At 48.4% G+C, this 26,287-nt stretch carries 38 protein-coding genes; 1 reads left to right on the top strand and 37 read right to left on the bottom strand.

The window, feature by feature from the left end; genetic code table 11:
• Window positions 1–2 precede the first annotated feature (2 nt).
• From rpsK to rpsJ, 29 genes are all read right to left on the bottom strand, one after another.
• Window positions 3–398 carry a 30S ribosomal protein S11 gene (gene rpsK / locus CXIVA_RS09180; protein ID WP_013977744.1) on the bottom strand — a complete coding sequence of 132 codons (396 nt, stop codon included), beginning with the start codon at window positions 396–398 and terminating at the stop codon, window positions 3–5.
• Between the two features lie 44 nt (window positions 399–442).
• On the bottom strand, window positions 443–811 hold the full coding sequence (gene rpsM, locus CXIVA_RS09175) for a 30S ribosomal protein S13 (protein ID WP_013977743.1): 369 nt from the start codon (window positions 809–811) through the stop codon (window positions 443–445).
• 261 nt (window positions 812–1,072) lie between these two features.
• Entirely contained in the window at window positions 1,073–1,186 is a 114-nt protein-coding gene (gene rpmJ / locus CXIVA_RS13900) for a 50S ribosomal protein L36 (protein ID WP_083835008.1), read from the bottom strand.
• Between the two features lie 125 nt (window positions 1,187–1,311).
• The gene (gene infA / locus CXIVA_RS09170; RefSeq protein WP_013977742.1) at window positions 1,312–1,530 is read right to left on the bottom strand and encodes a translation initiation factor IF-1; all 219 of its coding nucleotides are present in this window, start codon (window positions 1,528–1,530) and stop codon (window positions 1,312–1,314) included.
• A gap of 24 nt (window positions 1,531–1,554) precedes the next feature.
• Entirely contained in the window at window positions 1,555–1,824 is a 270-nt protein-coding gene (locus CXIVA_RS09165) for a KOW domain-containing RNA-binding protein (RefSeq protein ID WP_013977741.1), read from the bottom strand.
• Complete coding sequence (gene map / locus CXIVA_RS09160) at window positions 1,821–2,609, bottom strand: type I methionyl aminopeptidase (RefSeq protein ID WP_013977740.1); 789 nt, start codon at window positions 2,607–2,609, stop codon at window positions 1,821–1,823. Before map ends, CXIVA_RS09165 begins: the two co-directional genes overlap by 4 nt.
• 16 nt (window positions 2,610–2,625) lie before the next feature.
• Window positions 2,626–3,270: an adenylate kinase gene (locus CXIVA_RS09155; RefSeq protein ID WP_013977739.1), complete on the bottom strand. Its 645-nt coding sequence runs from the start codon at window positions 3,268–3,270 to the stop codon at window positions 2,626–2,628.
• Between the two features lie 57 nt (window positions 3,271–3,327).
• Window positions 3,328–4,644: a preprotein translocase subunit SecY gene (gene secY / locus CXIVA_RS09150; protein WP_013977738.1), complete on the bottom strand. Its 1,317-nt coding sequence runs from the start codon at window positions 4,642–4,644 to the stop codon at window positions 3,328–3,330.
• Window positions 4,644–5,087, bottom strand: coding sequence for a 50S ribosomal protein L15 (gene rplO, locus CXIVA_RS09145; RefSeq protein WP_013977737.1), 444 nt, complete (start codon window positions 5,085–5,087; stop codon window positions 4,644–4,646). Before rplO ends, secY begins: the two co-directional genes overlap by 1 nt.
• An 18-nt stretch (window positions 5,088–5,105) precedes the next feature.
• The gene (gene rpmD, locus CXIVA_RS09140; protein WP_013977736.1) at window positions 5,106–5,288 is read right to left on the bottom strand and encodes a 50S ribosomal protein L30; all 183 of its coding nucleotides are present in this window, start codon (window positions 5,286–5,288) and stop codon (window positions 5,106–5,108) included.
• Window positions 5,289–5,302: 14 nt separating this feature from the next.
• Window positions 5,303–5,812, bottom strand: coding sequence for a 30S ribosomal protein S5 (rpsE, locus tag CXIVA_RS09135; RefSeq protein ID WP_013977735.1), 510 nt, complete (start codon window positions 5,810–5,812; stop codon window positions 5,303–5,305).
• A gap of 17 nt (window positions 5,813–5,829) precedes the next feature.
• Window positions 5,830–6,198 carry a 50S ribosomal protein L18 gene (rplR, locus tag CXIVA_RS09130; protein WP_013977734.1) on the bottom strand — a complete coding sequence of 123 codons (369 nt, stop codon included), beginning with the start codon at window positions 6,196–6,198 and terminating at the stop codon, window positions 5,830–5,832.
• 19 nt (window positions 6,199–6,217) lie between these two features.
• On the bottom strand, window positions 6,218–6,754 hold the full coding sequence (gene rplF, locus CXIVA_RS09125; protein WP_013977733.1) for a 50S ribosomal protein L6: 537 nt from the start codon (window positions 6,752–6,754) through the stop codon (window positions 6,218–6,220).
• A 19-nt stretch (window positions 6,755–6,773) separates the two neighbouring features.
• Window positions 6,774–7,175 (bottom strand): 30S ribosomal protein S8, encoded by a 402-nt coding sequence (rpsH, locus tag CXIVA_RS09120; protein ID WP_013977732.1) that lies wholly within the window; start codon window positions 7,173–7,175, stop codon window positions 6,774–6,776.
• A gap of 36 nt (window positions 7,176–7,211) precedes the next feature.
• Entirely contained in the window at window positions 7,212–7,397 is a 186-nt protein-coding gene (locus CXIVA_RS09115; protein ID WP_013977731.1) for a type Z 30S ribosomal protein S14, read from the bottom strand.
• Window positions 7,398–7,412: 15 nt separating this feature from the next.
• Window positions 7,413–7,952: a 50S ribosomal protein L5 gene (gene rplE, locus CXIVA_RS09110; protein WP_013977730.1), complete on the bottom strand. Its 540-nt coding sequence runs from the start codon at window positions 7,950–7,952 to the stop codon at window positions 7,413–7,415.
• A gap of 22 nt (window positions 7,953–7,974) precedes the next feature.
• Window positions 7,975–8,280, bottom strand: a complete 306-nt coding sequence (gene rplX / locus CXIVA_RS09105; RefSeq protein WP_013977729.1) for a 50S ribosomal protein L24 — start codon at window positions 8,278–8,280, stop codon at window positions 7,975–7,977.
• 10 nt (window positions 8,281–8,290) lie between these two features.
• Window positions 8,291–8,659, bottom strand: coding sequence for a 50S ribosomal protein L14 (gene rplN, locus CXIVA_RS09100; protein WP_013977728.1), 369 nt, complete (start codon window positions 8,657–8,659; stop codon window positions 8,291–8,293).
• A 13-nt stretch (window positions 8,660–8,672) separates the two neighbouring features.
• Window positions 8,673–8,930, bottom strand: a complete 258-nt coding sequence (rpsQ, locus tag CXIVA_RS09095) for a 30S ribosomal protein S17 (RefSeq protein ID WP_013977727.1) — start codon at window positions 8,928–8,930, stop codon at window positions 8,673–8,675.
• A gap of 30 nt (window positions 8,931–8,960) precedes the next feature.
• The gene (gene rpmC / locus CXIVA_RS09090; RefSeq protein WP_013977726.1) at window positions 8,961–9,161 is read right to left on the bottom strand and encodes a 50S ribosomal protein L29; all 201 of its coding nucleotides are present in this window, start codon (window positions 9,159–9,161) and stop codon (window positions 8,961–8,963) included.
• Between the two features lie 2 nt (window positions 9,162–9,163).
• The gene (rplP, locus tag CXIVA_RS09085; RefSeq protein WP_013977725.1) at window positions 9,164–9,589 is read right to left on the bottom strand and encodes a 50S ribosomal protein L16; all 426 of its coding nucleotides are present in this window, start codon (window positions 9,587–9,589) and stop codon (window positions 9,164–9,166) included.
• The gene (gene rpsC / locus CXIVA_RS09080) at window positions 9,589–10,242 is read right to left on the bottom strand and encodes a 30S ribosomal protein S3 (protein WP_013977724.1); all 654 of its coding nucleotides are present in this window, start codon (window positions 10,240–10,242) and stop codon (window positions 9,589–9,591) included. The genes rplP and rpsC overlap by 1 nt, the downstream gene beginning before the upstream one ends.
• Before the next feature lie 9 nt (window positions 10,243–10,251).
• Window positions 10,252–10,638 (bottom strand): 50S ribosomal protein L22, encoded by a 387-nt coding sequence (gene rplV, locus CXIVA_RS09075; protein WP_013977723.1) that lies wholly within the window; start codon window positions 10,636–10,638, stop codon window positions 10,252–10,254.
• A 22-nt stretch (window positions 10,639–10,660) separates the two neighbouring features.
• Window positions 10,661–10,942 carry a 30S ribosomal protein S19 gene (rpsS, locus tag CXIVA_RS09070; RefSeq protein WP_013977722.1) on the bottom strand — a complete coding sequence of 94 codons (282 nt, stop codon included), beginning with the start codon at window positions 10,940–10,942 and terminating at the stop codon, window positions 10,661–10,663.
• Between the two features lie 11 nt (window positions 10,943–10,953).
• The gene (gene rplB, locus CXIVA_RS09065; protein WP_013977721.1) at window positions 10,954–11,799 is read right to left on the bottom strand and encodes a 50S ribosomal protein L2; all 846 of its coding nucleotides are present in this window, start codon (window positions 11,797–11,799) and stop codon (window positions 10,954–10,956) included.
• 68 nt (window positions 11,800–11,867) lie between these two features.
• Complete coding sequence (gene rplW / locus CXIVA_RS09060) at window positions 11,868–12,179, bottom strand: 50S ribosomal protein L23 (protein ID WP_013977720.1); 312 nt, start codon at window positions 12,177–12,179, stop codon at window positions 11,868–11,870.
• Window positions 12,179–12,799, bottom strand: coding sequence for a 50S ribosomal protein L4 (gene rplD, locus CXIVA_RS09055; protein WP_013977719.1), 621 nt, complete (start codon window positions 12,797–12,799; stop codon window positions 12,179–12,181). The genes rplW and rplD overlap by 1 nt, the downstream gene beginning before the upstream one ends.
• Window positions 12,800–12,823: 24 nt before the next feature.
• Window positions 12,824–13,504, bottom strand: a complete 681-nt coding sequence (gene rplC, locus CXIVA_RS09050) for a 50S ribosomal protein L3 (RefSeq protein WP_013977718.1) — start codon at window positions 13,502–13,504, stop codon at window positions 12,824–12,826.
• A 169-nt stretch (window positions 13,505–13,673) separates the two neighbouring features.
• Window positions 13,674–13,985: a 30S ribosomal protein S10 gene (rpsJ, locus tag CXIVA_RS09045; RefSeq protein ID WP_013977717.1), complete on the bottom strand. Its 312-nt coding sequence runs from the start codon at window positions 13,983–13,985 to the stop codon at window positions 13,674–13,676.
• A 425-nt stretch (window positions 13,986–14,410) separates the two neighbouring features.
• Here rpsJ and CXIVA_RS09040 point away from each other — a divergent pair, with 425 nt between their 5' ends.
• Window positions 14,411–15,298, top strand: coding sequence for a class I SAM-dependent methyltransferase (locus tag CXIVA_RS09040; protein ID WP_013977716.1), 888 nt, complete (start codon window positions 14,411–14,413; stop codon window positions 15,296–15,298).
• Window positions 15,299–15,517: 219 nt separating this feature from the next.
• On the opposite strand, the gene CXIVA_RS09035 is transcribed toward CXIVA_RS09040, so the two are convergent.
• The 8 genes from CXIVA_RS09035 to CXIVA_RS08995 all read right to left on the bottom strand — a co-directional run bounded on the left by CXIVA_RS09035 (window position 15,518) and on the right by CXIVA_RS08995 (window position 26,127).
• Window positions 15,518–17,122: a response regulator gene (locus tag CXIVA_RS09035; RefSeq protein WP_013977715.1), complete on the bottom strand. Its 1,605-nt coding sequence runs from the start codon at window positions 17,120–17,122 to the stop codon at window positions 15,518–15,520.
• Between the two features lie 129 nt (window positions 17,123–17,251).
• Window positions 17,252–19,114, bottom strand: coding sequence for a sensor histidine kinase (locus CXIVA_RS13495; protein ID WP_013977714.1), 1,863 nt, complete (start codon window positions 19,112–19,114; stop codon window positions 17,252–17,254).
• 4 nt (window positions 19,115–19,118) lie between these two features.
• Window positions 19,119–20,456 (bottom strand): extracellular solute-binding protein, encoded by a 1,338-nt coding sequence (locus tag CXIVA_RS09025; protein ID WP_013977713.1) that lies wholly within the window; start codon window positions 20,454–20,456, stop codon window positions 19,119–19,121.
• Between the two features lie 372 nt (window positions 20,457–20,828).
• Entirely contained in the window at window positions 20,829–21,368 is a 540-nt protein-coding gene (locus CXIVA_RS13490) for a VanZ family protein (protein WP_148267809.1), read from the bottom strand.
• A 106-nt stretch (window positions 21,369–21,474) separates the two neighbouring features.
• Window positions 21,475–22,209, bottom strand: a complete 735-nt coding sequence (locus tag CXIVA_RS09010; protein ID WP_013977711.1) for a hypothetical protein — start codon at window positions 22,207–22,209, stop codon at window positions 21,475–21,477.
• A gap of 385 nt (window positions 22,210–22,594) precedes the next feature.
• Window positions 22,595–23,005 carry a VOC family protein gene (locus CXIVA_RS09005; RefSeq protein WP_013977710.1) on the bottom strand — a complete coding sequence of 137 codons (411 nt, stop codon included), beginning with the start codon at window positions 23,003–23,005 and terminating at the stop codon, window positions 22,595–22,597.
• Window positions 23,006–23,161: 156 nt separating this feature from the next.
• Window positions 23,162–24,568: a hypothetical protein gene (locus CXIVA_RS09000; RefSeq protein ID WP_013977709.1), complete on the bottom strand. Its 1,407-nt coding sequence runs from the start codon at window positions 24,566–24,568 to the stop codon at window positions 23,162–23,164.
• A gap of 221 nt (window positions 24,569–24,789) precedes the next feature.
• Entirely contained in the window at window positions 24,790–26,127 is a 1,338-nt protein-coding gene (locus tag CXIVA_RS08995) for an MFS transporter (protein WP_013977708.1), read from the bottom strand.
• Window positions 26,128–26,287: the final 160 nt, after the last annotated feature.

The following is a 26,287-nucleotide window of genomic DNA, read 5'->3' as shown; positions in this document are numbered from 1 at the left end:
GATTAAACTCTTCTACGTTTCGGCGGACGACATCCGTTATGCGGTACCGGTGTCACATCAGTGATGCTCAGCACCTGCAGACCATTTGCGGAAAGGGAACGAATCGCTGCTTCTCTTCCTGAACCCGGTCCTTTTACGAATACGTCTACGGTCTTTAAACCATGGATAAGAGCTGCTTTGGTAGCAGTCTCTGCAGCCATCTGTGCTGCGTATGGAGTAGATTTCCTTGAACCTCTGAACCCAAGACCGCCTGCGCTTGCCCAAGACAGTGCGTTACCCTGCGCGTCTGTCAGTGTAACGATTGTGTTGTTAAAGGAGGACTGAATATGTGCCTGTCCATGTTCAACGTTTTTCTTTACGCGTCTAGTTGTTGTTTTTTTTGCAACTTTTTTCGCCATGTCTAAACTAACCTACTTTCTCCAAATATATTCAGACAATATATTTATTTCTTCTTATTAGCTACTGTTCTCTTCGGGCCTTTTCTTGTTCTGGCATTGGTCTTGGTCTTCTGACCGCGAACCGGCAGACCCTTTCTGTGACGAATGCCGCGATAGCATCCGATCTCCTGAAGACGCTTGATATTCATAGCGACTTCACGGCGCAGGTCACCTTCTACGACCTGGGTTTCGTCAATCACGCCGCTGATCTTCTTTACTTCTTCATCGGTCAGATCTTTGCAGCGGGTGTTCGGATCAACCTGAGCCTCTGCAAGGATTCTGCGGGAGCTGGATAAACCAATCCCATAGATATAGGTCAGACCGATCTCTACACGTTTTTCTCTTGGTAAATCGACACCTGCAATACGAGCCATGTGTGTGAAACCTCCATAATTGTTTTCAGATATTAGTTACAACATCCCAGCAAACCCATGCAGCTCCGGTCGCCCGGCCTGAAATGTGTGCATACACCCGCTGGATGCCACGCTTTCCGTGTCCTCGGTATCAAAACACAGAAAGAACAGTGACGCTGTCACTGTCTGTATGAAAACAGCAAGCCAGATTCGCCTGCTGCAGCCGCTTCATAAATGTGTCGCATGAGCGCAACAGCCCCATGCATGTGAATCGCTGTGCGATCAGCCCTGTCTCTGTTTGTGCTTCGGGTTCTCGCAGATAATTCTGACGCGTCCTTTGCGTTTGATTACTTTACATTTCTCACACATCGGCTTAACTGATGATCTTACTTTCACAGCAAATCCTCCTTTCATCAAATGACATGAAAATACGCATACTATCCCCATGTCTTTAAAAGCGTCGGTAAGTATTATATCATCCGCAATTTGAGATTGCAAGATGTATTTTTAAAATCTCTGATTTATTTTGCACGCCAGATGATGCGTCCTTTGGACAGATCATAGGGTGACATTTCCACGGTAACTTTATCCCCCGGAAGGATCCGGATGAAATTCATACGCAGCTTTCCGCTGATATGCGCGAGAATCTGGTGACCATTTTCCAGTTCTACCTGAAACATCGCATTGGGAAGTTTTTCGATTACTACACCTTCTACTTCAATGACATCTGCTTTTGACATTCATTTTCCTCCATGATTTCTTTTTCACAGCTGCTGTTCCGACGCCTGCCGGTAACACTTGATCGCCCGTTTTACCTGTTCGTCTGTGACTGCCGGAATATCTTTCAGCAGTTCCCGGACTTCCTCCGGCAGACGGATAATCGGCTGTATGTGACAGATATTTTTCTTTTTGGGACGGTTTACCGGCCGCAGCTTTCCGTCAGAAAGATATACAAAGGATCCCTCTTCCCGGATCACTGCATAAATCCTTCCTTTATCGTGTCCGCTTTTGGACCTGGCCAGCATCCCTGTCATGACGGCTGTCCCTCATGTTCTTTTTCGCTCCGGGTCAGCGTCAGGATCTCCGGACCGCCTTCTTCTGTAATCAGAATCGTGTTTTCATAATGAGCGGAAAGTGAATGGTCCGCAGAAATGACAGTCCAGTTATCCTTCGCCCACTCTACATCGCCGGTGCCTGCATTGACCATCGGTTCCACGGCAAGCACCATACCCGGACGCAGCCGGATGCCTCTGCTCTTCTGGCGGAAATTCGGGATCTGCGGATCTTCGTGAAGCGCGATTCCCACGCCGTGTCCCACCAGGTCTCTGACAACCCCGTATCCGAAACTCTCACAGTAATCGCCGATGGCGTTGGAGATCTCATGCAGATGATGTCCGGCCTGGGCAAAACGGATGCCTTCAAAAAAGCTCTGACGAGTCCGTTTGATCAGAAGCTGTGCTTCTTCGGAGATCTCGCCGATGCCGATGGTACGGGCCGCGTCGGAATGATATCCTTTGTAGATGCATCCCATATCCAGGCTGATGATATCCCCTTCTTTTAAGACACGGTTTTTATTTGGAATTCCGTGTACGACTTCTTCGTTGATGGATGTGCATACGGTACCGGGAAATCCTTCATAATTCTTGAAGTTGGGGACACAGTCCCGCTCACGGATCAGACGTTCCGCGATCTGGTCCACTTCCCAGGTGGACATGCCCGGCTCCAGCATATTGGATACCTGTTCGTAGACTTCTGCCAGAATATGGCAGGATTCACGGATCAGTTCCACTTCTCTGGGTGATTTAATATATACTGACATTCCTGACTCCCAAGCTTTAAGCTTCTACCAGCTTGACGATCTCTGCAAATACCGTGTCCATTGGCTGTGTGCCATCCACTTCTTTCAGGATGCCCTGTTTCTGATAGTAGTCAATGAGCGGCTGTGTCTGCTCATGGTATACGTCAAGTCTTTTTTTCACTGTTTCCGGCTTATCATCATCACGAAGCACGATCTCAGATCCGCACCGATCGCAGATCCCCTCTTTTTTCGGGGGAATGTTGACAATGTGGTAGGTTGCTCCGCAGTTTAAGCACGCCCGGCGGCCGCCCATACGGCTGATGATCTGCTCATCCGGCACATCAATGTCGATGGCATAGTCCATGCTGTCATCGTACTTCGCAAGAGCGGCTGTAAGCGCCTCTGCCTGCGGAATCGTGCGGGGAAAACCATCCAGGATGAACCCTTTGCCGCAGTCATCCTTACGGATCCGGTCCACTACAAGATCACATACCAGCTCATCCGGAACCAGGCCGCCGGCATCCATATATTCCTTTGCCTTTTTGCCCAGTTCGGTGCCTTCTTTAATATTGGCCCGGAAGATATCTCCTGTGGAAATGTGGGGAATTCCATATTTGTCTGCCAGCTGCTTTGCCTGTGTGCCTTTGCCTGCGCCAGGCGCGCCCAACATAATGATTTTCATGATATTGCCTCCAATAGCACATGTGGAGATACCCAGAATCTGAGTATCTCCATTGTATTAGTTATCCAGAAAACCGGTGTAATTGCGTACCAGCATCTGCGAATCGATCTGCTTTAAAGTCTCGATAATAACACCGACAATAATGATCAGTGAGGTGCCGCCAAAGGACACGTTCGCGTTGAAAACACCCTCAAAGAAAATGGGGATGACTGCGACAATGGACAGGCCGATCGCACCGATAAAAACAATATAGCTCAGCATATTCTGCAGATAATCGCTGGTGGGCTTGCCCGGTCGGATGCCCGGGATAAAACCACCGGATTTCTTCATATTGTCCGCAATTTCCAGCGGATTGAATGTAATGGTCGTATAGAAATACGCAAATGCGATTACTAAAAGAATATATACCGCAAGGCCGATGGAATAAATCGGTTTGGAAGGATCACACCAGTTGGACTGCGACAGCAGCTTTAAGATAAATCCCGGAACACCGGTGGCGCCGGACTTGCCTGCCAGCTGCGCGATCACTACCGGGAACATCATTATCGACTGTGCGAAGATGATCGGGATGACCCCGGCTGTGTTTACCTTCAGCGGAATATGTGTGGAGGAACCGCCTACCTGTTTTCTGCCGAATACTTTTCGGGAATACTGTACAGGAATATGTCTCTCCGCGCCCTGGAGCACTACGACCAGGATCGTAACCGCGAGAATAATCGCAACAATGATCGCTCCGTAGAGGACCATGTACTGAATCTCTTTTCCTTTTACAAACTGTTCCCACAGAGAACCCATATCGCTGGGGATTCTGGAGATGATATTGATCGTCAGGACGATGGAAATACCATTTCCCACACCCCGCTCGGTAATCCGTTCTCCCAGCCACATCAGGATCGTGGATCCTGCGGTCAGCGTGGCAACAGCAAGGATAATATTTAATGCATTAAACTCAGTCAGATAGCCCTGACGGCCGAAACCGATGGCCATGGCCAGTGATTCGCCAAGCGCCAGGATAACCGTCAGCACACGGGTGATCTGAGTAATCTTCTTCCGCCCCTCTTCACCATCCCGCTGCAGTTCTTCCAGTTTTGGAATCGCAATTGTAAGCAGCTGGATGATAATGGAAGAAGTGATATAGGGGGTGATATTCAATGCGAATACCGACATATTCTCAAACGAGCCACCGGTAATCGCATCGAAAAAGCCGAAGGACTGTCCTACATTTTGCTTCAACCAGTTGGAGAAAAAATCTCCATCGACACCAGGCATCGGGATCTGACTCCCGATCCGTACTACCACAAGGACGAGCAATGTGAAGATAATACGCTGTCTGATCTCTTTCAGTTTAAATGCGTTACGGACTTTTTCCAGCATTAGATCACCTCAACACTTCCACCTGCTGCTTCGATCTTTTCTTTAGCAGCTGCACTGAATGCGTTTGCTTTTACATTCAGTTTTTTGGTCAGTTCGCCATTGCCCAGAATCTTCACGCCGTCGCGGGGATTCTTTACAATGCCGGACTCAATTAATGTCTCAACTGTAACAACTGCGTCATTGTCAAATACTTCCAGTCTGGAAACGTTGATACCAACAATATCTTTTGCGTTTCTGTTGGTGAATCCTCGTTTGGGGATTCGTCTGTATAAAGGCATCTGTCCGCCTTCGAAACCAAGTCTGGTGCCGCCGCCGGAACGGGCTTTCTGACCTTTCTGTCCTTTACCTGCTGTCTTGCCGTTGCCTGATCCGTGACCGCGGCCTCTTCTGAAGTTATTGCTGTGCTTTGCACCTTCTGCAGGTTTTAAGTTGGATAAATCCATCTCTGACCTCCTTGCTGATTAGATCTCTTCGACCTTTACTAAATGTCTTACCTGCTGAACCATACCGCGTGTGGATGCGTTGTCAGGTAATTCGACTGTCTTGTTCAGCTTTCTTAAACCAAGTGCTTCAACTGTCTTCTTATGTTTCGGTTTTGCACCAATGGTTGATTTAACAAGTGTGATTTTTAATTTGTCTGCCATTGTCTACACCCTCCTTAACCAAGAATCTCTTCTACGGATTTGCCGCGAAGTCTGGCTACTTCTTCCGGTGATTTTAACTGGCTCAGTGCATCGATTGTAGCAAGGACTACATTCTGTTTGTTATTGGATCCGAGAGATTTGGTACGGATGTTGCGGATGCCGGCAAGCTCGCACACATTACGTGCAGGACCGCCTGCGATGACACCGGTACCTTCCGGAGATCTCTTTAACAATACGTTTGCGCCGGTATGTTTGCCAATTGTATCATGTGTAATTGAGTTGTTGTCATCCAGTTTCACTTCGATGAGGTTCTTGATGGCGTCTTCTTTTCCTTTGCGGATCGCTTCCGGAATTTCAGCTGCCTTGCCCAGACCTGCACCTACATGGCCATTGCCGTCACCGACAACTACCAGTGCTGTGAAGCGCATGTTACGACCACCTTTAACAACCTTGGTTACACGTTTGATCGATACAACTTTTTCTTCCAGTTCTAACTGGCTTGCATCAATGATTGTACGTTTCATGTGATTATTTCCTCCTGTTAAAAGTTTAATCCGGCTTCACGCGCAGCATCAGCCAGTGCCTGAACCTTACCGTGGTAAATGAAACCGCCTCTGTCAAAGACAACGGTATCGATGCCTTTTGCCAGCGCTTTCTTTGCGATTGCTTCACCGACTTTAGCAGCAGCTTCTACATTGTTTGTTTTCTCGCATGCAGCTTTGATGTCCTTTTCCAGTGTGGACGCTGCGACAAGTGTATTGCCGGCAGTATCGTCAATAATCTGAGCGTACATATGATTGTTGCTTCTGAATACAGCCAGACGAGGTCTTTCGGCTGTACCGGACAGATGATTGCGAACACGCATGTGTTTCTTTACGCGTACTTCGCTTCTTGATTTTTTATTAACCATGCTTACGTCACTCCTTTATTTATTTACCGGTCTTGCCGACCTTGCGTCTGATATGCTCATCAGCATACTTGATACCTTTGCCTTTGTAAGGTTCCGGTCTCTTCTTGTCTCTGATCTCTGCGGCATACTGGCCGACTTTCTCTTTGTCGATTCCGCTGACGATGATCTTGTTGCCGTCTACAGCAACTTCCACGCCTTCCGGATCTTCCATTTCAACCGGATGGGAGAAGCCCAGGTTCAGGGTAAGCTTTTTGCCGGATTTCTGCGCACGGAAACCTACGCCGTTTACTTCCAGCTCTTTCTTGTATCCCTCAACGACACCTGTGATCATGTTGTTAAGAAGTGATCTTGTAAGACCATGTAAAGCTTTATTTTTCTTTAAGTCATTCGGGCGGGATACAACGATCTCCTCGCCTTCCTGCTTAATTGTCATCTCTGCCGGGAGAGTTCTTTCAAGAGTGCCTTTCGGACCCTTGACCGTCACATGATTATTTTCTGCGATTGTTACGGTAACACCCGCTGGAACCGCGATCGGCATTCTTCCTACTCGTGACATGCCATACCTCCTGTAATACTTACCATACGAAAGCCAGCACTTCTCCGCCGACCTGTAATTTTCTAGCTTCTTTGTCAGTGATCACACCCTGATTGGTGGACAGAATCGCAATGCCAAGACCGCCGAGAACCTTCGGGATCTCGTTCTTGCCTGCGTAAACACGCAGACCCGGTTTGGAGATTCTCTTGATGCCGGTGATGATCTTTTCGTTTTTGTCCACACCGTATTTTAATGTGATGTGGAGAGTGTCGAATTTTCCATCATTTACGATATCGTATTTTTTGATATAACCTTCATTTACAAGAATATCAGCAATTGCTTTTTTCATTTTGGATGAAGGAACATCTACTGTATCATGCTTTGCAGTATTCGCGTTACGGATTCTTGTAAGCATATCTGCAATCGGATCGCTCATTGCCATGTTTTTTCCTCCTGATATTATCTGGCAGATTCTATCTTACCAGCTTGCTTTCTTAACGCCCGGGATCTCACCTTTGTATGCTAATTCACGGAAACATACTCGGCAGATACCGTATTTTCTAAGGTAGCTGTGAGGACGTCCGCAGATTCTGCAGCGATTGTATTCTCTGGTGGAGAATTTCTGTTTGCGCTGCTGTTTTACTTTCATTGATTTCTTAGCCATTAGTATCTCCTCCTGTTATTTCGCAAATGGCATGCCAAACTCTGCAAGAAGTCCGCGCGCTTCTTCGTCTGTTTTTGCTGTGGTAACAAAAATAACATCCATGCCTCTTACCTTATCGATCTGATCATACTCGATTTCAGGGAAGATCAGCTGCTCTTTAATACCAAGCGCATAGTTGCCGCGTCCGTCGAAGGAATTGGGGTTGATTCCGCGGAAGTCGCGTACACGAGGAAGTGCAAGGTTTACCAGACGATCCAGGAATTCGTACATTCTCTCGCCGCGCAGGGTAACTTTGCATCCGATCGGCATTTCTTCTCTGATCTTGAAGTTTGCGATGGCTTTCTTTGCTTTGGTCGCAACCGGTTTCTGTCCGGAAATGATCTCCATGTCTCTCATGGCTGTTTCCAGAACTTTGGCGTTTTCTTTTGCTTCGCCAACGCCCATGTTGATGACGATTTTGTCCAGCTTCGGAACCTCCATGATGTTCTTGTAGCCAAATTTCTTCGTCAGTGTATCTACGATCTCGTTCTGATACTGTTCTTTCAGTCTACTCACGCTCTTAGCCCTCCTCTCTTAATCAGTCGATGACTTCGCCTGTGCTCTTTGCGTAGCGAACCTTCTTGTCACCATCCATCTTGAATCCGACTCTGGTGGCTTTGCCGTTGTGAAGGTACATTACGTTCGATACATGGATCGGGCCTTCTTCGGTGATGATCCCGCCTGCAGCATTGGAAGCGCTGGGCTTTACATGCTTGGTCAGGGTGTTTACGCCTTCCACTGTGACGGTGTTTTTCTTTGCATTGACAGCAATTACCTTGCCCTCTTTGCCTTTATCTTTACCAGCGATTACCTTTACAGTATCGCCTGTCTTAATCTTCTGCATGCCGTTCCTCCTATAATACTTCCGGAGCCAGAGAAACAATTTTCATGAACTGTTTCTCACGAAGCTCTCTTGCAACTGGCCCAAAAATACGAGTTCCTCTTGGAGTCTTGTCATCACGGATGATAACTGCTGCATTCTCGTCAAAAGAGATATAGGATCCGTCTTTCCGGCGTGTGCTTCTCTTTGTACGAACAACTACTGCTTTTACGATGTCGCCTTTTTTAACAACGCCGCCTGGTGTTGCATCTTTGACCGTAGCAGTAATAATATCACCGATATGTGCATATCTTCTTGTAGAACCGCCCATAACACGGATGCATAAAATTTCCTTAGCTCCTGTATTATCGGCTACTTTCAGTCTGCTTTCCTGCTGAATCATACTGGCAGCCTCCTTATCTTGCTTTCTCTACGATTTCGACAAGTCTCCATCTCTTATCTTTGGATAAGGGTCTTGTCTCCATAACTCTGACTCTGTCGCCAATGCCGCATTCATTGTTCTCGTCATGAGCTTTTAATTTGTATGTTCTTTTGATGATTTTATTGTAGAGCGGATGTCTTACGCTGTCTTCGATTGCAACAACAATTGTCTTATCCATCTTATCGCTGACAACACGGCCTACACGTGTTTTTCTAAGATTTCTCTCTTCCACGATACGTTTCTCCTTTCCTGAGAATCAGTATTACTCTGCTTTTTCTGTGATTACGGTCTGAATACGGGCAATGTTTTTTCTTACCTCTTTGATTCGGCCTGTGTTCTCAAGCTGGTTAGTTGCGTTCTGGAATCTCAGATTAAACAGTTCTTTTTTCGCTGCAACGAGCTGCTCTTTCAGCTGAGCCGCGTCGTAGTTTCTTAATTCTTCTAAATATTTAGTGGATTTCATATTTATTCACCGCCTTCTAAGTCTGCACGTGAAACGATCTTGCATTTGCATGGCAGCTTATGAGCTGCAAGACGAAGCGCTTCTTTGGCTACATCTTCCGGCACGCCGGCAATTTCAAACATTACACGGCCAGGTTTAACAACAGCTACCCAGTACTCCAGAGCACCTTTTCCGGAACCCATTCGAGTCTCGGCAGGTTTTGCTGTAACCGGTTTGTCCGGGAAAATCTTAATCCATACCTGACCGCCACGTTTTACGTAACGGGTCATGGCGATACGGGCTGCCTCGATCTGATTGGAACGGATCCAGCAAGGCTCTGTTGCGATGATACCATATTCACCATAAGTGATCTTTGTTCCTCTGGTCGGTTTACCAGACATAGAACCACGGAACTGTTTACGATGTTTTACTCTCTTTGGCATTAACATTATTTCGCGCTCCCTTCTGCTGATTTCTTAGGAAGGACTTCGCCCTTGTAGATCCACACCTTTACTCCGACTTTGCCGTAAGTAGTGTCTGCCTCAGCGAAACCATAGTCAATATCAGCTCTTAAGGTCTGAAGTGGAATTGTTCCTTCGTTGTAGAACTCTGTACGAGCCATATCTGCTCCGCCCAGACGTCCGGAAACGGAAGTCTTGATGCCAAGAGCGCCTGCCTTCATGCAGCGGCCCATGCAGGATTTCATTGCGCGGCGGAAAGATACACGATTCTCAAGCTGGGTTGCAATGTTTTCTGCAACAAGCTGTGCGTCTTTCTCCGGTCTTTTTACTTCTTTGATGTCAACGATCAGCTTCTTGGATGTATATTTCTGAAGCTCTTTCTTGACTTTCTCGATCTCAGCGCCGCCCTTGCCGATCACTACACCGGGTTTTGCGGTGTATACGGTAACTTTGACACGGTCAGCCGTACGCTCAATATCGATTGTAGAAATACCAGCGGTATATAATTTCTTTTTCAGGAATTTTCTGATGTTGTAATCTTCAACCAGGTTATCTGCGAAGTTATCCTCTGCGTACCATCTGGAACTCCAGTCTTTGATAACTCCGACCCTTAATCCGTGTGGATTTACTTTCTGTCCCATGCTTTCCTCCTATCTTTCGTTCAGCACAACAGTGATGTGGCTCATTCTCTTTTCGATTCTGTAAGCTCTACCCTGTGCTCTCGGACGAATTCTCTTCATTGTAGGTCCTTTGTTTGCAAAGCACTCTTCCACGTAGAGGTCGTCTCTGTTTAAACCGTTGTTGTTTTCTGCGTTAGCGATTGCAGATTCCAACAGCTTCTTGATAATGCTGGAAGCATATCTTGGATTGTAGGTAACGATTGCCAGTGCTGTATTGACATCTTTGCCGCGAATCGCGTCTAATACGAAGCATGCTTTCTGAACAGACATTCTAGCATAAGATAATTTAGCTGAAGGTCTGGTGTCTTTATTTGAATTTCTCTCTCTTTTGACCTGAGATCTATGTCCCTTTGCCATGATCATAACCTCCTTTAGGCTGTTATCTTACGCCACTCTTCTTTTCGTCTTTGCCGTGGCCCCGATAAGTTCTGGTTGCTACGAACTCGCCGAGTTTATGGCCAACCATATCTTCTGTTACGTATACCGGTACATGTTTTCTTCCGTCATGTACGGCAATTGTATGTCCAACCATTGACGGGAAGATCATGGAACGGCGGGACCAGGTCTTGATTACCTGTTTGTCACCAGCTTCGTTCATCGCGTTGATCTTCTTTAATAAGCTCTCGTCCGCGAATGGTCCTTTTTTTAATGAACGACCCATTGTCTTACCTCCTATTTGATAGCTCTACCATCTCTTCTTCTTACAATCAGTTTGTTAGATGCTTTCTTCTTAGGTCTTGTCTTCAGACCAAGAGCAGGTTTACCCCATGGTGTGCACGGACCCGGACGGCCGATACCGGTCTTTCCTTCGCCGCCGCCATGCGGATGGTCATTCGGGTTCATAACAGAACCGCGGACTGTCGGGCGGATTCCCATGTGACGTTTGCGGCCGGCTTTACCGATGTTTACCAGGCTGTGATCGCCGTTGCCCACAACACCTACGGTTGCGCGGCAGTTGATCGGCACCATTCTCATCTCGCCGGACGGAAGACGCAGTGTTGCGTATTTGCCTTCTTTTGCCATCAGCTGAGCTGCCATGCCTGCGGAACGAACCATCTGACCGCCTTTGCCTGCGTGAAGCTCAATGTTGTGTACCTGTGTACCAACCGGAATGTTTGCTAACGGCAGGCAGTTGCCTACACGTACTTCAGCTTCCGGGCCGCTCATAACTTCCATGCCGTCTTTCAGGCCTGCAGGAGCGAGGATGTAAGCTTTCACACCGTCCGTGTAGCAGATCAGGGCGATATTTGCGGTACGGTTCGGATCGTATTCGATTCCGATTACTTTTGCGGGAATGCCATCCTTGCTGTTACGTTTGAAATCGATGATTCTGTATTTTCTCTTGACGCCGCCGCCTCTGTGACGAACGGTGATTTTTCCCTGGTTGTTTCTTCCAGCGTTTTTCTTAACAGATGTTAACAGGGATTTCTCCGGAGTCTTTTTGGTGATCTCTGAGAAATCAGAGCCTGTCATATTTCTTCTGGAAGGTGTATATGGGTTATATGTTTTGATTCCCATAATAGTCTCCTTTCAATTGCGTGAGTTTGCTCTCGTGCTTCTCTGCACATAATCGGTGGATTTTCGGCTTACAGGCCTGCGAAAATCTCGATGTCCTTGCTGTCCTCGGTAAGTGTGACGATTGCTTTCTTGGTGGCAGCCGTCTTGCCGGATACAACGCCTCTGCTGGTGTTGCGTCTCTTGCTCTTGCCGAGCTGGTTCATGGTTCTGACTTCTGCGACTTTCACTCCGTCGAACATTTTCTCAACAGCTTCTTTGATCATGGTTTTGTTTGCTTCCGGATGAACCAGGAAAGTGTATTTCTTCTCTCCCATCAGGTTCATGCTTTTCTCGGTAACAACCGGTTTGAGGATTACATCATAGTACTGTACGTTTGCCATTATGCGTATACCTCCTCGATAGATGCTACAGCAGCTTTTGTAGTAACTACTGTGTCATGTTTCAGAACGTCGAATACGTTCATGTTGTTGATCTGAGTAGTCTGAACATCTGCTACATTTGCTGCGGAACGGATTACATTTTCATCCATGCCGTTCAGGATTACTAATGCGTCCGAAACTTTCAGGTTGTTTAATACATTTACGAAATCCTTTGTCTTGATTGCGTCCAGTTTCAGGTCGTCCAGAACGATGAACTTGGAATCAGCGACCTTGGATGAAAGAACTGATTTTAATGCAGCTCTCTTCTCTTTTTTGTTTACTTTCAGATCGTAGCTTCTCGGTACCGGAGCGAATACAACTCCGCCGCCTGTCCACTGCGGGGATCTGGTTGAACCCTGTCTTGCGTGACCGGTTCCCTTCTGTCTCCAGGGCTTTCTTCCGCCTCCGCGTACTTCAGAACGTGTCTTTGCCTTCTGAGTACCCTGGCGTTTGTTTGCCAGCTGTGCAGTCACAGCTGCGTGTACTAAATGCTCATTCGGCTCTACACCGAACACGGCATCATTCAGGTCCAGCGTTCCAACTTCTTCGCCGGCCATATTGTAAACAGATACGTTAGCCATCTGTGTGTCCTCCTTCTCTTCAGATTACTGTGCTTTTACAGTTTCTCTGATGGTTACCAGAGATTTCTTCGGTCCCGGTACAGAACCTTTGATCAGCAGCAGGTTGTTGTCTGCATCTACGCGTACAACTTCCAGGTTCTGAACTGTGATTTTCTTGCATCCCATATGTCCAGGCATTCCTTTTCCTTTGAATACCTTGCTCGGGCTGGAGCAGGCACCATTGGAACCCTGATGACGGTGGAATTTGGAGCCGTGAGCCATAGGACCTCTGTGCTGGCCGTTTTTCTTGATGGCGCCCTGGAATCCTTTTCCTTTTGAGACTGCAGTTGCGTCAACTTTGTCGCCGGCCTCGAAAATGTCTGCTTTGATCTCGTCTGCCAGGCTGTAGTCTGCTGCGTTCTCGAATTTGAATTCGCGGACAAATCTCTTGCCGGAAACGCCTGCCTTGTCAAAGTGACCTTTCTGCGCTTTGTTCACACCATGTCTGTGTCTGATTTCTTTCTTTCCTGTTGCGTCTACGCTGACAGCTTTTTCCTTCTTGTCAGCAAAGCCAACCTGTACTGCTTCGTAGCCGTCGTTCTCAGCGGTTTTGATCTGAGTTACGACACAAGGGCCTGCCTGCAGTACGGTAACCGGAACTAAAGTTCCGTCTTCGTTGAAGATTTGAGTCATTCCGACTTTTGTTGCTAAAATAGCTTTCTTCATTCTTTTTACCTCCTGTTTTCTCTACAGCGGAATACCTTGCGGCATTCATCCTAGAACAGTGGATATATAAGTGGAACACTATGAACTCGTATAGAATATGTTGATTCCAAAAGAATGTGTTGCTTCTATATATAAACCGTCAGGATTAACAAATTCATCTGTCAGGCGATTATTTCATCTTGATGTCGATGTTTACGCCTGCCGGCATCTCAAGTCTGGACAGTGCATCTACTGTTTTCTGTGTAGGTGCTACAATGTCGATCAGTCTCTTGTGTGTTCTCTGCTCGAACTGCTCTCTGGAGTCTTTGTATTTGTGAACCGCACGCAGAATGGTTACAACCTCTTTCTTAGTCGGAAGAGGTACCGGTCCCTTCACCTGTGCTCCGTTTTTCTTTACAGTTTCGATGATCTTCTTAGCGGATGCATCTACCATGTTGTGATCATACGCCTTGAGGATGATTCTCATTTTCTGAGTTGCCATAAAAAAAGTCGCCTCCTTTTCGCACTTTTTGTAGTACGACAAGCGGTGACTGTACACTATCCCGTGTGTGTCCTGCGGACGCAAACCCGTTTGCACACACAAGCCTCTGCCTTCCGGCAGATCAATTGCAGTACAGTGACTTGTCGTCAGTTTCCTAACTTGACATTCGCTCCACGGAAAACCTGCCACAAATCGGGCAGCAACCTCGCGCTTCATAGCTATCATGCCACAGCAATTCACAGTATACTTGTTTTTCTTATGTAATGCAAGTAGTTTTTAGATTCTTATGTTTTTTATTTCATACAACATTAAATTCGTTCCGGCAGCCTCCGATCTGCCGGAAATCACACCCCTCCACTTTCTTTCCCGGATAAAAAATGCTATGATACTGACGAATTCAAATCCAGCGCAGGAGGATATTTGATATGTGGATTGCAGACAACTGGAAAGACTATGAGGTCCTTGACTGTTCCCAGGGAGAAAAACTGGAACGCTGGGGCAGCTACACCCTGGTGCGGCCGGATCCCCAGGTCATCTGGGACACCCCGAAGAAAGCCCGGGGATGGACCCGGTGGAACGGACACTACCACCGCAGCAAAAAAGGCGGCGGCGAATGGGAATTCGCCGACCTGCCGCAGGAATGGACCATCGGATACCATACCGCGGCAGGCAGTGATCTGACCTTTCATTTAAAGCCCTTCAGTTTTAAACATACGGGACTGTTTCCGGAACAGGCCGTCAACTGGGACTGGTTCAGCCAAAAAATCCGGGATGCCCGCACTGCCCGCCCGGACCGTCCGATTCGTGTCCTGAACCTGTTCGCCTATACCGGAGGCGCCACCATCGCGGCGGCTGCCGCAGGCGCCGCGGTTACCCATGTGGACGCTTCCAAGGGCATGGTGAACTGGGCAAAGGAAAACGCGGCCTCTTCCGGCCTGAAGGACGCGCCCATCCGTTGGCTGGTGGATGACTGTGTCAAATTCGTCGAACGGGAAATCCGCCGGGGCAGACAGTATGACGCCATCATCATGGATCCGCCTTCTTACGGACGGGGTCCCAAAGGGGAGATCTGGAAAATCGAGGAAAAAATTCACCCGCTGATCAAACTGTGCCGGAAGATCCTCAGCGATGCGCCCCTTTTCTTCCTGGTCAATTCCTATACCACCGGTCTGCAGCCGGCGGTGCTGACCTACATGATCGCCACCGAGCTGAAGGATCTGGGCGGACATGTGACAGCCCGGGAGATCGGTCTGCCGGTCACTGCCAGCGGCCTGGTTCTGCCCTGCGGCGCCTCCGGACGCTGGGAAGCCTGACGGCAGCGAAATCCCTGCCCGGACGGTTATTTCTGTCCGATCCCGTCACCGGTCATCCACAGATACCGGCATCGGAATTTCCGGCCGGCATCCGTGAAATCCGAACATACGGAACTTCTTACGGCCCCCGTGCCGGCGTGTGGAACGTCGGGCACGGGGGCCGAATGCGTCAGCAGCCGCGTAGAGCGGCTGTATTTTCAGGGGCTGTCACAGTTCCTGCTATCTGTGCTCCGGAACCGGCTGTCCGGTTTTTAACAATTTGCGGTATTCTGCCGGACTGACCTTATAGATCTGCTTAAAGGCATCCACAAACCGGCGCACATTGTTATAGCCGATCTGCTCGCTGATCTCATAGGTCTTGCAGTCGGTTTCCTGCAGCAGCTTCATGGCTGCGTCCATACGGACACCGGTCAGATAGCTTTTGTAGTTTTCCCCTGTTTCCTTTTTAAACATGGCGCTGAAGTAATTCTGACTGACGCAGGCCACTTCCGCCAGTTTTCGGATGGAAAGGTCTTCCATATAATGAAGTGAAATGTATTCTTTGACATCTTCGATAAGGATACTGTCTCTGTTTCTTCCGCTCTTTTCCACTTCTTCCATCAGATTCCGGAAATAGTCCTTCATAATCTCCCGCAGCTGCCGGAAGGTAGATGCTTCTGCCACACGATTCTGCAGTGCGTCCTGCATCGCGTAGAAGTCGTTGTTGATCATATGAAGGTCGGTAAGTTTGGAGCTGATATCCCCGGTGTAAAGCATAACCCGGCTTTTGGCCGCCATCATATGGCCGAAATGCATGTCTTCGATGACATCCATGACTTTTTCCACTTTTTCCTCCAGGGAACCGTCCCTGGCCACAATGGCGGGAAACAGCTGTGCCACTGCGTCGTCATAAATTTTTTCCGAATCCACAAACACTTTGTTCACATGCTGGAAATCGATGACTTTCTGCTCCAGGAAGAAGAACAGTTCAAAACAGTACTGGGCTGTTTTGTAGGAATTTTTCATCTGGCTCAGATCCTGGAACTCGATGCCGATTCCCGCTGTCAGCGGAAGCTGATACTCTGTTTCCAGCGTTTCCAGCTCCGGGCGGATGTACTGATCAAAATAGCAAGCCTGCTCTTCTCTGGGAAATACTCCCAGCACATGCAGCGCATAGTCATCCCGCTTTACGACAAACCCGTTGCGGTGCTCCGAAAAATACTCGCTTAACCGGTTGAAAATAGCGAAGCGCAGCAGATTGTAATGTTCGAAGGAATCCCGGATCCGCTCTGCCGCCACATCCGGCTGCGGACCGATGCAGAGCCCCACGATTATCTTATCCGTGAAATCAATGCCGGAAGAAGCAAATACTTCATACAGCTCCTCCCCTTCGTAGCGGTTCTCGCTGTTCATATTGCGGAACAGCTCCTGAATCTCATCCTTGCTGCCCCGGAAGATCTCCACGGTGTTCTGATCTTCGATCTGGGTGATGGTTTTACGTACTGCCTGCTCCAGTTCTCTGGCGCGCACCGGCTTCAGCAGGTAGTCCACCGCTCCGTACTTCAGCGCGGTCTGCGCGTAGCTGAATTCCTGATAGCCGCTGATAAAGATAAATTTGGCGGCACTCTTCCCCTGTACCTGCCGGATCACATCCAGACCGCTGCGCTTCGGCATCTTTACATCCGTTACCACAAGGTCCGGCTTCCGTGCCAGGATCTTCTCTTCCAGCTCTTCACCGTCATGGGCGGTATCAATAATCTCCGCATCCAGATCTTCCCAGTGAATCAGTCGTTTTAACCCTTCTACGATGACAGATTCGTCATCTGCAAGCAATACTCTCATCATAGTCCAGTCGCCCCCGCATACTCTGCTCTTCTGTAATCTTCTTCTGCCCGCTTCAACGGTGCACCTTGACTGCTCTGTACGCTGCTTTCTGCATGTCAGCGTATGATTTGTATGATTTCTGATTATATCTTACCGTTTGGTATCGTCTGTCTCCGTGTGTTCTGTCACTTCTTCCGCTTCCGTCTGTTCTTCTGCGGGAAGCACAAAGGTCACTGACGTACCGATACCTTTCACGCTGCTGATGGTAAATCCATAGGACTCGCCGCAGCTGAATTTAATCCGGTCGTATACATTCTGCATACCGATACCGATATGGCCCGCCTCCCTGGCTTTCCTCTTTTCCGGGTGCTGCAGGAGATCCATCATCTCGTCCACCTGCTCCTGTGTCATACCGGTACCGTTGTCCATTACAATTATAATAACAGATTCTCCCCGCCGTGCAACATTGACATCCACAACTTCCTGTTTCACATCCTCTTTCATTCCATGTTTCACCGCATTTTCCACTACCGGCTGCAGGATCATCTTGGGAATCAGAAGCTGCTCATCTTTTTTATTGATATGGATATGCAGGGCGATCCGTCCCTGATAGCGTACTTTCATCAGTGTGAAGTACTCCCGCAGCATATCCAGCTCCTTCCGCAGGGTAATCCGTTCCTGCTGCTCTCCCATGACAAACCGCAGCTGATGCCCCAGGCTTTCCAGGAGTTCCGCCGTCACAGGATCCTGATGCTCCAGGGCAGTCATTCGGATCACATCCAGCGTATTGTACAGGTAATGGGGCTGAATCTGCATCTTCAAGGCATTCAGCTCCGCGTCTTTCCGGTTGATCTGCTCTTTGTAGACCCGGTTGATGTAAGTCTGGAGATCTTCCACCATCCGGTTGAATCCATTGGTAATGTACTCCATCTCGTCACTGGTCTTTGCCTCGACCCGAACATCCAGATCCCCTTTCTGCACTTTTTCCATGGCTTCTTTCAGGCGGACAATGGGCGCTGTCTGCCGGTTGGAGAACCGCATATACAGAATCAGAAGGATAAAGGAGGTAAAAGAGATCAGGAGGATAATCATGGATCGGTTTCTGCTGATATCCCCGAACACCGTCTTTTTCGGTATCTTCATTACTGCATATTCTTCCGTATCGCCGATCTTCTGATAAAAATAAACAAAGCTGCGGCTGACAAAATTTCCTTTCGCGCCGGTGAACTGATGCATGACCCCGGACAGGCTGTTGGCGTTGTGATAATCCTCTTGTTCCGAACTGTACAGATAGGTCTGTCTGGCGGGATCCACCACATAAAAACTGCCGGTGGTGGTATCAATATCCATATTGTCAATCAGCGACTCGATCTCGTTCACATTGATATCCGCGTAGACCGTGGCCAGCACCTTACCTTTCGCCTTCTTTACCTGTGTGGTATCCATAATGTTCCGCACCAGTACGAAGACGAAGTCATCCGTATTCACGGTCATCTGGCTCTCCGGCGAAGTCTGCAGAATATACAGGTCCCGGTATCCGCCGTTCCTGCCAAAAGGCGACCTGGTAAAGAAGTGGTTGTCCTGCCGCAGGGTTTTTGTCTGGTCATAATACAGGCTGAACCGGCGTCCCTTACTGTCCGCCAGCCGTTCGGAAGAAATATACCGGCACTGTTCCATACTGCTCTCCAGCGCGTCCGTAACGATCATGGTCTGTTCATAGGTTGTCAGGTCCGTCTGTTTCAGACATTCCACCAGAGACATCCCGCTGTCTGTTTCATAGTCATACAGTTCCGCCAGGGCAGTATCTGCAGACGTAAAGATGCTGTCCACGTTTTTCGCGAAATACCGGTTGATTTCCTGATAGTTTCCGGTCATCAGCGTACGGATCCGATTGTTGTATGTGGCAAAATACAGCATACTCACCAGAAGCACCGGAACCATGCCCATGAACACAAAGGCCCGGGTCATCTTCATAAAGGAACTGTTTCGATAGGGAAGATTCCGCTCTGCCATACGCTCACCTCCCATTGGAACTGTCGGCCTGCACCGCTTTCTTCCAGATCTGCTGCAGCTGCTTCTGGGTCTCTTCCGTGTCCTGTTTTCCCTGCAGATAGGCCTGTATGGACTCCAGACAGCTGCCCTCAAAGTTCTGCGGGGTATGTTCATCGCCGATATAAGCGCTTATTCTGGCATCCGCCTGGTCAAAACTGTCCTTTACCCGCTGCCGCAGGCTGCCGGTATCCGCAGCTGTCTTCGATTTCTCCGCTGCCCCATCGGCAGTAACCGGGAAAACATTGACATTCCGGCAGAGTCTGGCATAATTGGCTTTCTGATAGAAAAAGCGGATAAATTTCATCGCGGCATCGTATTTTTCGCTGTTTTTCGCGCATTGATCCGTTACAGCCAGATAGGTGTCCCGATTGTCCCCGGCAAATACCTGCCCGTTATTAGCCGGTACCTGAAACCACCCCAGTTCCGTCTCTTTGTCAATGGCATGAATGCTGCCGATGGTCCAGGGGCCGGTGTAAATCATGGCCACATCCTGGTGAATCAGCATATAACTCACCGAAACATCCCGGGTACTCCGCCAGTCTTTATTCACATATCCCTCCGCAAACAGCTGTTTTAAATGCTTCAGCATGACGGTTACTTCCGGATCTTTCCAGGATTTTTTCCCCTGTTCCGCTTTTTTCAGCCAGTTCCGGTCTCCCGCCAGAATGTCCGTACGGAAAAAATGATTCACCCAGTATTCCATATGCCACAAATCTCCGCCGGCCACTCCCAGCGGCGTGATGCCTTTTGCTTTCAGCGTCTTGCAGATCTTCAGAAAATCCTGATAATTCTTTGGCTCTTCCAGGCCGTATTTCCGAAATACCGCCTTGTTATACACGATTCCGGAGGTCGCTTCCACCATGCCCAGGGCATAGGTCTTTCCCTCTTTCTGATAGCTGTAGGTAACGAGATTCGACAGTTCGTCCGGCAGTTCGGCAATCAGGCCGCTGTCCGCAAAGGGCTGCGGATTTTTCAGCTGCAGAATATCGCCCAGCTCATTTCTCGCGATTTTCTTTGCCAGCAGCGCATCGTACGTCTTATGCTCATAATTCATTTCATAAGAAATCTCGATATCCGGATATTTCTTTTCAAATGCTTCGATCACTGCCTCGATTTCTGCATTCCACTGGGGATTCTGATAGGCGTAGTTCAGCTGCAGCTCTGTCTTTTCGCCGTTGTGCTCCGCCAGCACCTGGTTGTCATTTACCGCATTGATCCCGTCAATTACCATGCTGACCAAGATGGCTGCGATCACCAGGAAAGCCACCAGGATCACCAGGGTCAGATATTTTCTTTTAAACAATCGATGATTCCATTTTGGAAATTTCTGCTTCATACTTTTCTGAATTTCTAAATAGCAAATTTTCTAGCTCTGAACACACTCAACCAAAATCTCTATATGATCGTAAGTCATAGTTATCCAGTAAAAAATTAAACACTTTAACTCACAGAATTGCCTGCAATACCAGCATACATCCTAAAATTCCGACTCCACCCCCTGCAGGAAGAAAAATGGATCGTTTCATGTATTTCTTCCAGGTATTCTCGCAGAGTTTTGCCCAAAACAGCAGCGCAAAGATCAGAAGGATCAGTGTTATGTGTATGCCGCTGTAATCAAGCGCACCGCCAAAATTCCCTGACCAGGTCATACTGCTCCCGAAAACACTGGCAAACATCACATCTCCCATACACAGGCGAAACGCTTTATAGGGGACGGCAAGCAGCAGGATGATGAATTCCATGCAAAAAAAAGACGCGCAGGCACCTGCTTTTTCTTTTTTTTAAGCTCTTCTGCAGAAAACCGTATGGATATCCAGCGATAAACGAGTGCCCCCGCTGCTGTGCCAGCCGTATTCATCATCACATCCGTAATATCCGCATATCTTCCGACAAAAAAGAACTGGATAAGCTCGATGGCTGCAGAAACCGCAAATCCGGAAAACAGCACGCGTCCATAATTCCAAGCCATTTTTCGAAAAACAAACGGAAGCAGTGCTCCAAATGGAAGAAATAACAGCAGATTCATAAGTACCTGACCGGAAAAGCCGTCCGGAAACGGCCGAATATTGAAAACTACAAACGAAAAATGCCATCCATAGTTGCTGATTACACGTGTAATCAGCAGGATCGCTGTAAAATAAATGCAAAACAGCCAGCGAATCATATTCCAGCCGATGGTTAATTTTTCTTTTCTCCAGAACAGCCCCCAGATCAACAGGAAGGCAATCGTTCCGACAATTGCTGCCCGTCCCAGATATGCTGCTCCCCGGGTAAAAAATTCTAACACGTTCTTCTTCCTCTGCGCCCTTCAGACGTTTCCCTTAACTACGATCCTCTTCTTTTCTTAACGAATGCACAGAACCGATCCATGTAAGCACCAACATGGGAATACCGGCCGCAAGGAACAGGCCGGGAATCCTTTTCGATGAAAACCGCGGTTTTTCTATATCCTGAACTGTTTTTATTTTACTGTATCGATATCCTGTCTTTTTGCGGATCTTACGGATATACCCCGCGCTTTCTACATAGTTTTCATTCGTGCTGTACGCAACATTTCCCTCCAGTTTCATAGAATATAAAATGATTTTTTCCGCATCTGTATCGCCCGCATCCGGCTTTACGGAAGGCAGGAGTATCTTATCGTCCAATGAGACTTTCCTGTCATCTACCATCACTTCCCGTCCCTTGTTTAAAAATCCCGCCACATAAAATGTAAGATTCCTGTCAAGAACAAATTTTCCTGCAAAAGACTGCCCGATCTGAAAACTGTCTTTCAGCTGGCTTCCAAGAAGCACCGGTATACGTGCCTTCGATGTCACCGCAAAATCGTTCGCGTCAAACCCTTTGCCCGATCGAATCTGATGTGCGAAGCCATACTGTGCATACGATTTCTGATCTAATGCGATTCCTGTAAAATCCGTCAGTTTTTCTCCGGAATTTTCCTCATTCAGCATGAGATGATCTACGTCATCCTTTACAGCAGACGAATAGTTTCCGACAAAATAAAGTGGATTGGAATAAATTTCATAATAATCAATGGTGCCATCTTTTATCATACGGTAGGCATCCTCTTCTGTTTCGAGTGCATGATCTGAATTTAAAAATTCTGAAAAAGAAGAGGTCTTACTATCGTAATCGTCAGAAAGCCGAAAAGTTCCAGCCTTCTTTTTGTAATACTCCGCATATTCCGTCTGGTATGTTTTTATTTCACGATAAAAGCTGATTCCCAGAATAATGAAACCAGCTGACAGGATAATTCCAAAAAGCGGCAAATATTTTTTCAGATAGTTTTTCATGCTTTATAATTTCTGTTTCTAAAATCATCCGAACGATGGTACTCAGTGAAAAAGGAATCGCTTTTATTCTACTATAAAAAACAGCAGACTGCCAGTCCGCCCCTGCGAACCGGCAGCCTGCCGCATTCTCCTGACTTTCAGGATATTATTTCTGAATAAACTCAATCAGGACCCCGTTGCAGTCATGGATAAACATGACAGAGTCTGTCCCCATATGTACTTCATGGACAATTTCCACGCCGTTTTCCAGGAAGCCCTTCTTCAACTCTTCCATATTGTCCACCAGAAATGCCACATGTTTCGTTCCGATCGTCTGCAGATCCGAATTCGGAATCAGGCGCTCCGAGGGAATCGGTTTCGGATCATCATACTGGAATAATTCCAGCTCGTAATCCAGGTCATCCCGCCGGAGAAACACAATTCTCGCGCTCAGCGGCGGCGCGTAATCATCACTGACAGGGGAAAAGCCCAGGTTTTTCTCATACCATGCAACCGATTCATCCATATCCCGGACACTGATGCCCGTGTGCAGAACTTTGGTTATATTAGAAGTCATATCTGTATCCTCTCTTTCTTTTCTGCCGGTGTACCGGACACCCGGCGCGCCGGCAGATATCCGATGCTGTATTCATTATATCTTCCGATTTTTTCAAATTCAACGCATCGGCGCAGAACCGAAGATTATGTCCTTTTTTTCTAAAATACTTTCACCTTATGCCTGAACGATCAGTTTTCCGCCGCTTGCCAGCTCATAGGTTCCGGTTTCTCCGCCCGCTGCTGTAATGGTTACCCCTTCTTTCGCGTCGATCTGGGCCGGATCCAGTGTGCCGATAATCGTGACACTGGAATCTGCCGAAGCGGTCCATTTGCTTCCGGCATCCATGACCAGATTGGCATTCCGTATGGCGCCTTCTAACTGGGTGGAGGTCAGGGATATCCACATCTGGCGGGTGGTATCGTCATGGATCAGATCCCCTTTGACATCCATGTCTGTCATAATCACATTGACTCCGTAGCTGAGTTCATCTGCCTTTGTGGCGCAGGGATCGTCATTTAAGATGGAATGCACCAGGATTCCGCAGTCGGACTCCATCTCCACGTCTGCCAGGTCAATGACGATATTGTGCTGTTTTACCAGCACGGCCTCTTTCTTTGTGTGAATCGTTCCGCCGGTAACGGTCAGATCCGCCGTTTCTTCCGGCCAGCCGTTGACGCAGTGGCTCAGGCAGAAGTAAGTGCCGCAGTCGCTGTCACAGTCGGTGAAAGTCATATCACTGTTTCCTGCCAGGATCGCAGCCATGCGGGCCATGTCAAAGTGGCAGTTGTTGAAATAATCATGGCAGCCAGGGTCCGCATACGCGCCGTATCCGTTTTTCGTACAGATAATATCGCAGTCATTGGCCTCCAGATACACATAGCCTTCCGACGACTCGGTGGAGAGAGCGGCCCAGCCGTCGCAGATAATCTTGGTGTTATAAAAATAACTGGAGGAATTGGACATGGTACAGTGTGTTCTCGTATTTCCGTCCATCTCCAGGGCTGCCGGCGGTGCGGACATCAGCGCGGTGGGGCGTTCGATCCCTTCCCCATAGGGGATTCCATGGGACCAGATCACGGAATCATAGACTTTCAGCACGGATCCTTCTTCCGCAGCCGTCGCGTAGCGGGTCCGTCCCATGGTATCAATCACCGCGTTGCGGATGGTCAGCTTCGCGTTGTATTTTGCCGCGGCGCCGCTGGCGGGACCGCCGATGCCTTCCCCGTCTCCCTGCAGGCTGATATATGCGGTATCTACTGTGACATCTGTGCCTGCGCCTTCTGCGTAGACCGCGCCCTGGGTGCCTTCATAGGCCACAACTTTCAGGTCTTTCACCAGATGGTCGGAGACTTCCCCGCCATACACCACTTCCGGATTGGAACTGGACTCCTCATAGACCCCGTCCTTGATATGCACAGCCGCCACCGCGTCTTCTGCCGGCGCAAACCAGTTGATGGTCGGTCCGTCAGGGTTGAGAATCGCATTGACATTGGTGATAATCTCTGCCATTGTTGCCAGATTCTTGCAGATTCTGCGTGCCGGATGCTCTTTTGCCACACCCTTGATTTTCTGTAATTCCATAGTAAAACCTCCTTTTTCCGCCCTGGCTGCCGCTGTTTTCGGCAGCCGGGCACTTCCACGGCCCGTCTCTTTTCCGGGCCGCAGCTCTGCAGTCTATTCCCTAGAAACATTCTAGGTTTTCCTTTAATCTAAGAATGACTCCTGCCTGGGCAGAAGTCATTCCTTGCTTGCTGACGCCGGAGTCCCGGCAGTCATGCGTTCTATTGTTTCTGTTGTTTCTGTTATTTCTGTTCTTTCGCGTACATACGGTCTGCAGCGTTTGCGTCTTTTACATTTCTCATGGTAATCATGGTAACGATGCCGATGATGATGATAACGATGAGAACGATATAACCGATCTGCGCTTTGCCCGCCTGGATGAACATGGTCATCATCATAGCGGCTACTGCTGAAGGAATCAGCTGGATCGCCATGATAATTCTGTTGGCGGACTGATATTCACGACGGCCGTAGCAGTATGCGGTGATGCAGGGATGCATGGTCGGTACACCGCCGGTCATGCAGGCTACGCCGATTCCCCATACCAGCATCAGCGGAACGTTGCCGCCCTGGGGCTGAAGCATCAGGCCGATGACCGGAATCAGTTCGGTCAGGCCCAGGATGATGGAAGCTTTGATGGAACCGATCTTGTCATCCAGAATTCCGAATACATAGGACATCGGGATACCAAGAGCCGCGCCGATGGACAGGAATTTTACCGCTGTCAGCCATACAGAAGGATCACCGGCGCTGGCGCCCAGGGACATGTAGCGGGCTGCCATGGATCCCATGCAGGCATTGATGATAAACTGGAACGCGCCAAAGGAAATGATCAGCTGCCAGCCGATTTTGGAGGATAATACGTCTCTGACGGTCAGTTTGGTTTCCTCTTCCGCCTCGGACTTCGGTGCGTGATCCGCGCCGTCCGGATGGAGGCCGCATTCCTCAGGAGTATCTTTCAGGCCTACGCCCAGGATCAGGGCGATGATGCAGATCAGGATCGCGATGATCACGTAGAACATCCGGTAATCTCCGTTAAAATGTTTGGAGATCGCTGTGGTCATTACGCCGGTTCCGATGATGGAGAACAGGGGAGATCCCATGGTAATGACACCCATGATCTGTCCGCGGTACCGGATGAACCAGTTTGCCACCAGCATGAATCCACCCATCTGGAGGATCATACATGCGCACCGTACAACAAACAGTGCCACAAAGAACAGGCCGTAGTTGCCGTTTACATTCTGGCCGCTGCCGATCATGGAGCCCCGGGCAATGCCGTTGGCTGCCGCGATTCCCACGCATCCTACCGCGCAGATAATCATAATCGGGATCATGGTCTTTCTTAAGCCGAACTTAATGAATAACGTACCGTAAACAAATGTGAGGATGATGCAGACAAAGTTGCCTACCGTCATCGGCAGCTGCGTCTGGACATTTGTCCATCCGCTGAAGGTCTGAATGATGTTGATCTGATCATTCTGCAACCCTGAATAAAAGAACATAAACAAAATGCCTAAAATACAGATCAGGATCGCCCGGGCAAGGAATTTGCCGCTGTGTGTATTTTCTTGTGCCATAACACTCTCTCCTTTCATACTCCCCGCATCCGGTGCGGTTCGTTCTGTGTTTTGATACTTGAATTATGGCAGAATGCAAAGGCCCATACAACGCAACTTTTTTAGAAAAAAGTATGGTTTTTTATGGTTTGTTTCGTAATTTCATACTTTGTTTATATTT

The sequence above is a fragment of the Clostridium sp. SY8519 genome (assembly GCF_000270305.1).
GTDB lineage: Bacteria > Bacillota > Clostridia > Lachnospirales > Lachnospiraceae > SY8519.
The sequence above is the reverse complement of the archived record's forward strand: the minus strand, read 5'-3'. Positions and strand labels throughout refer to the sequence as shown.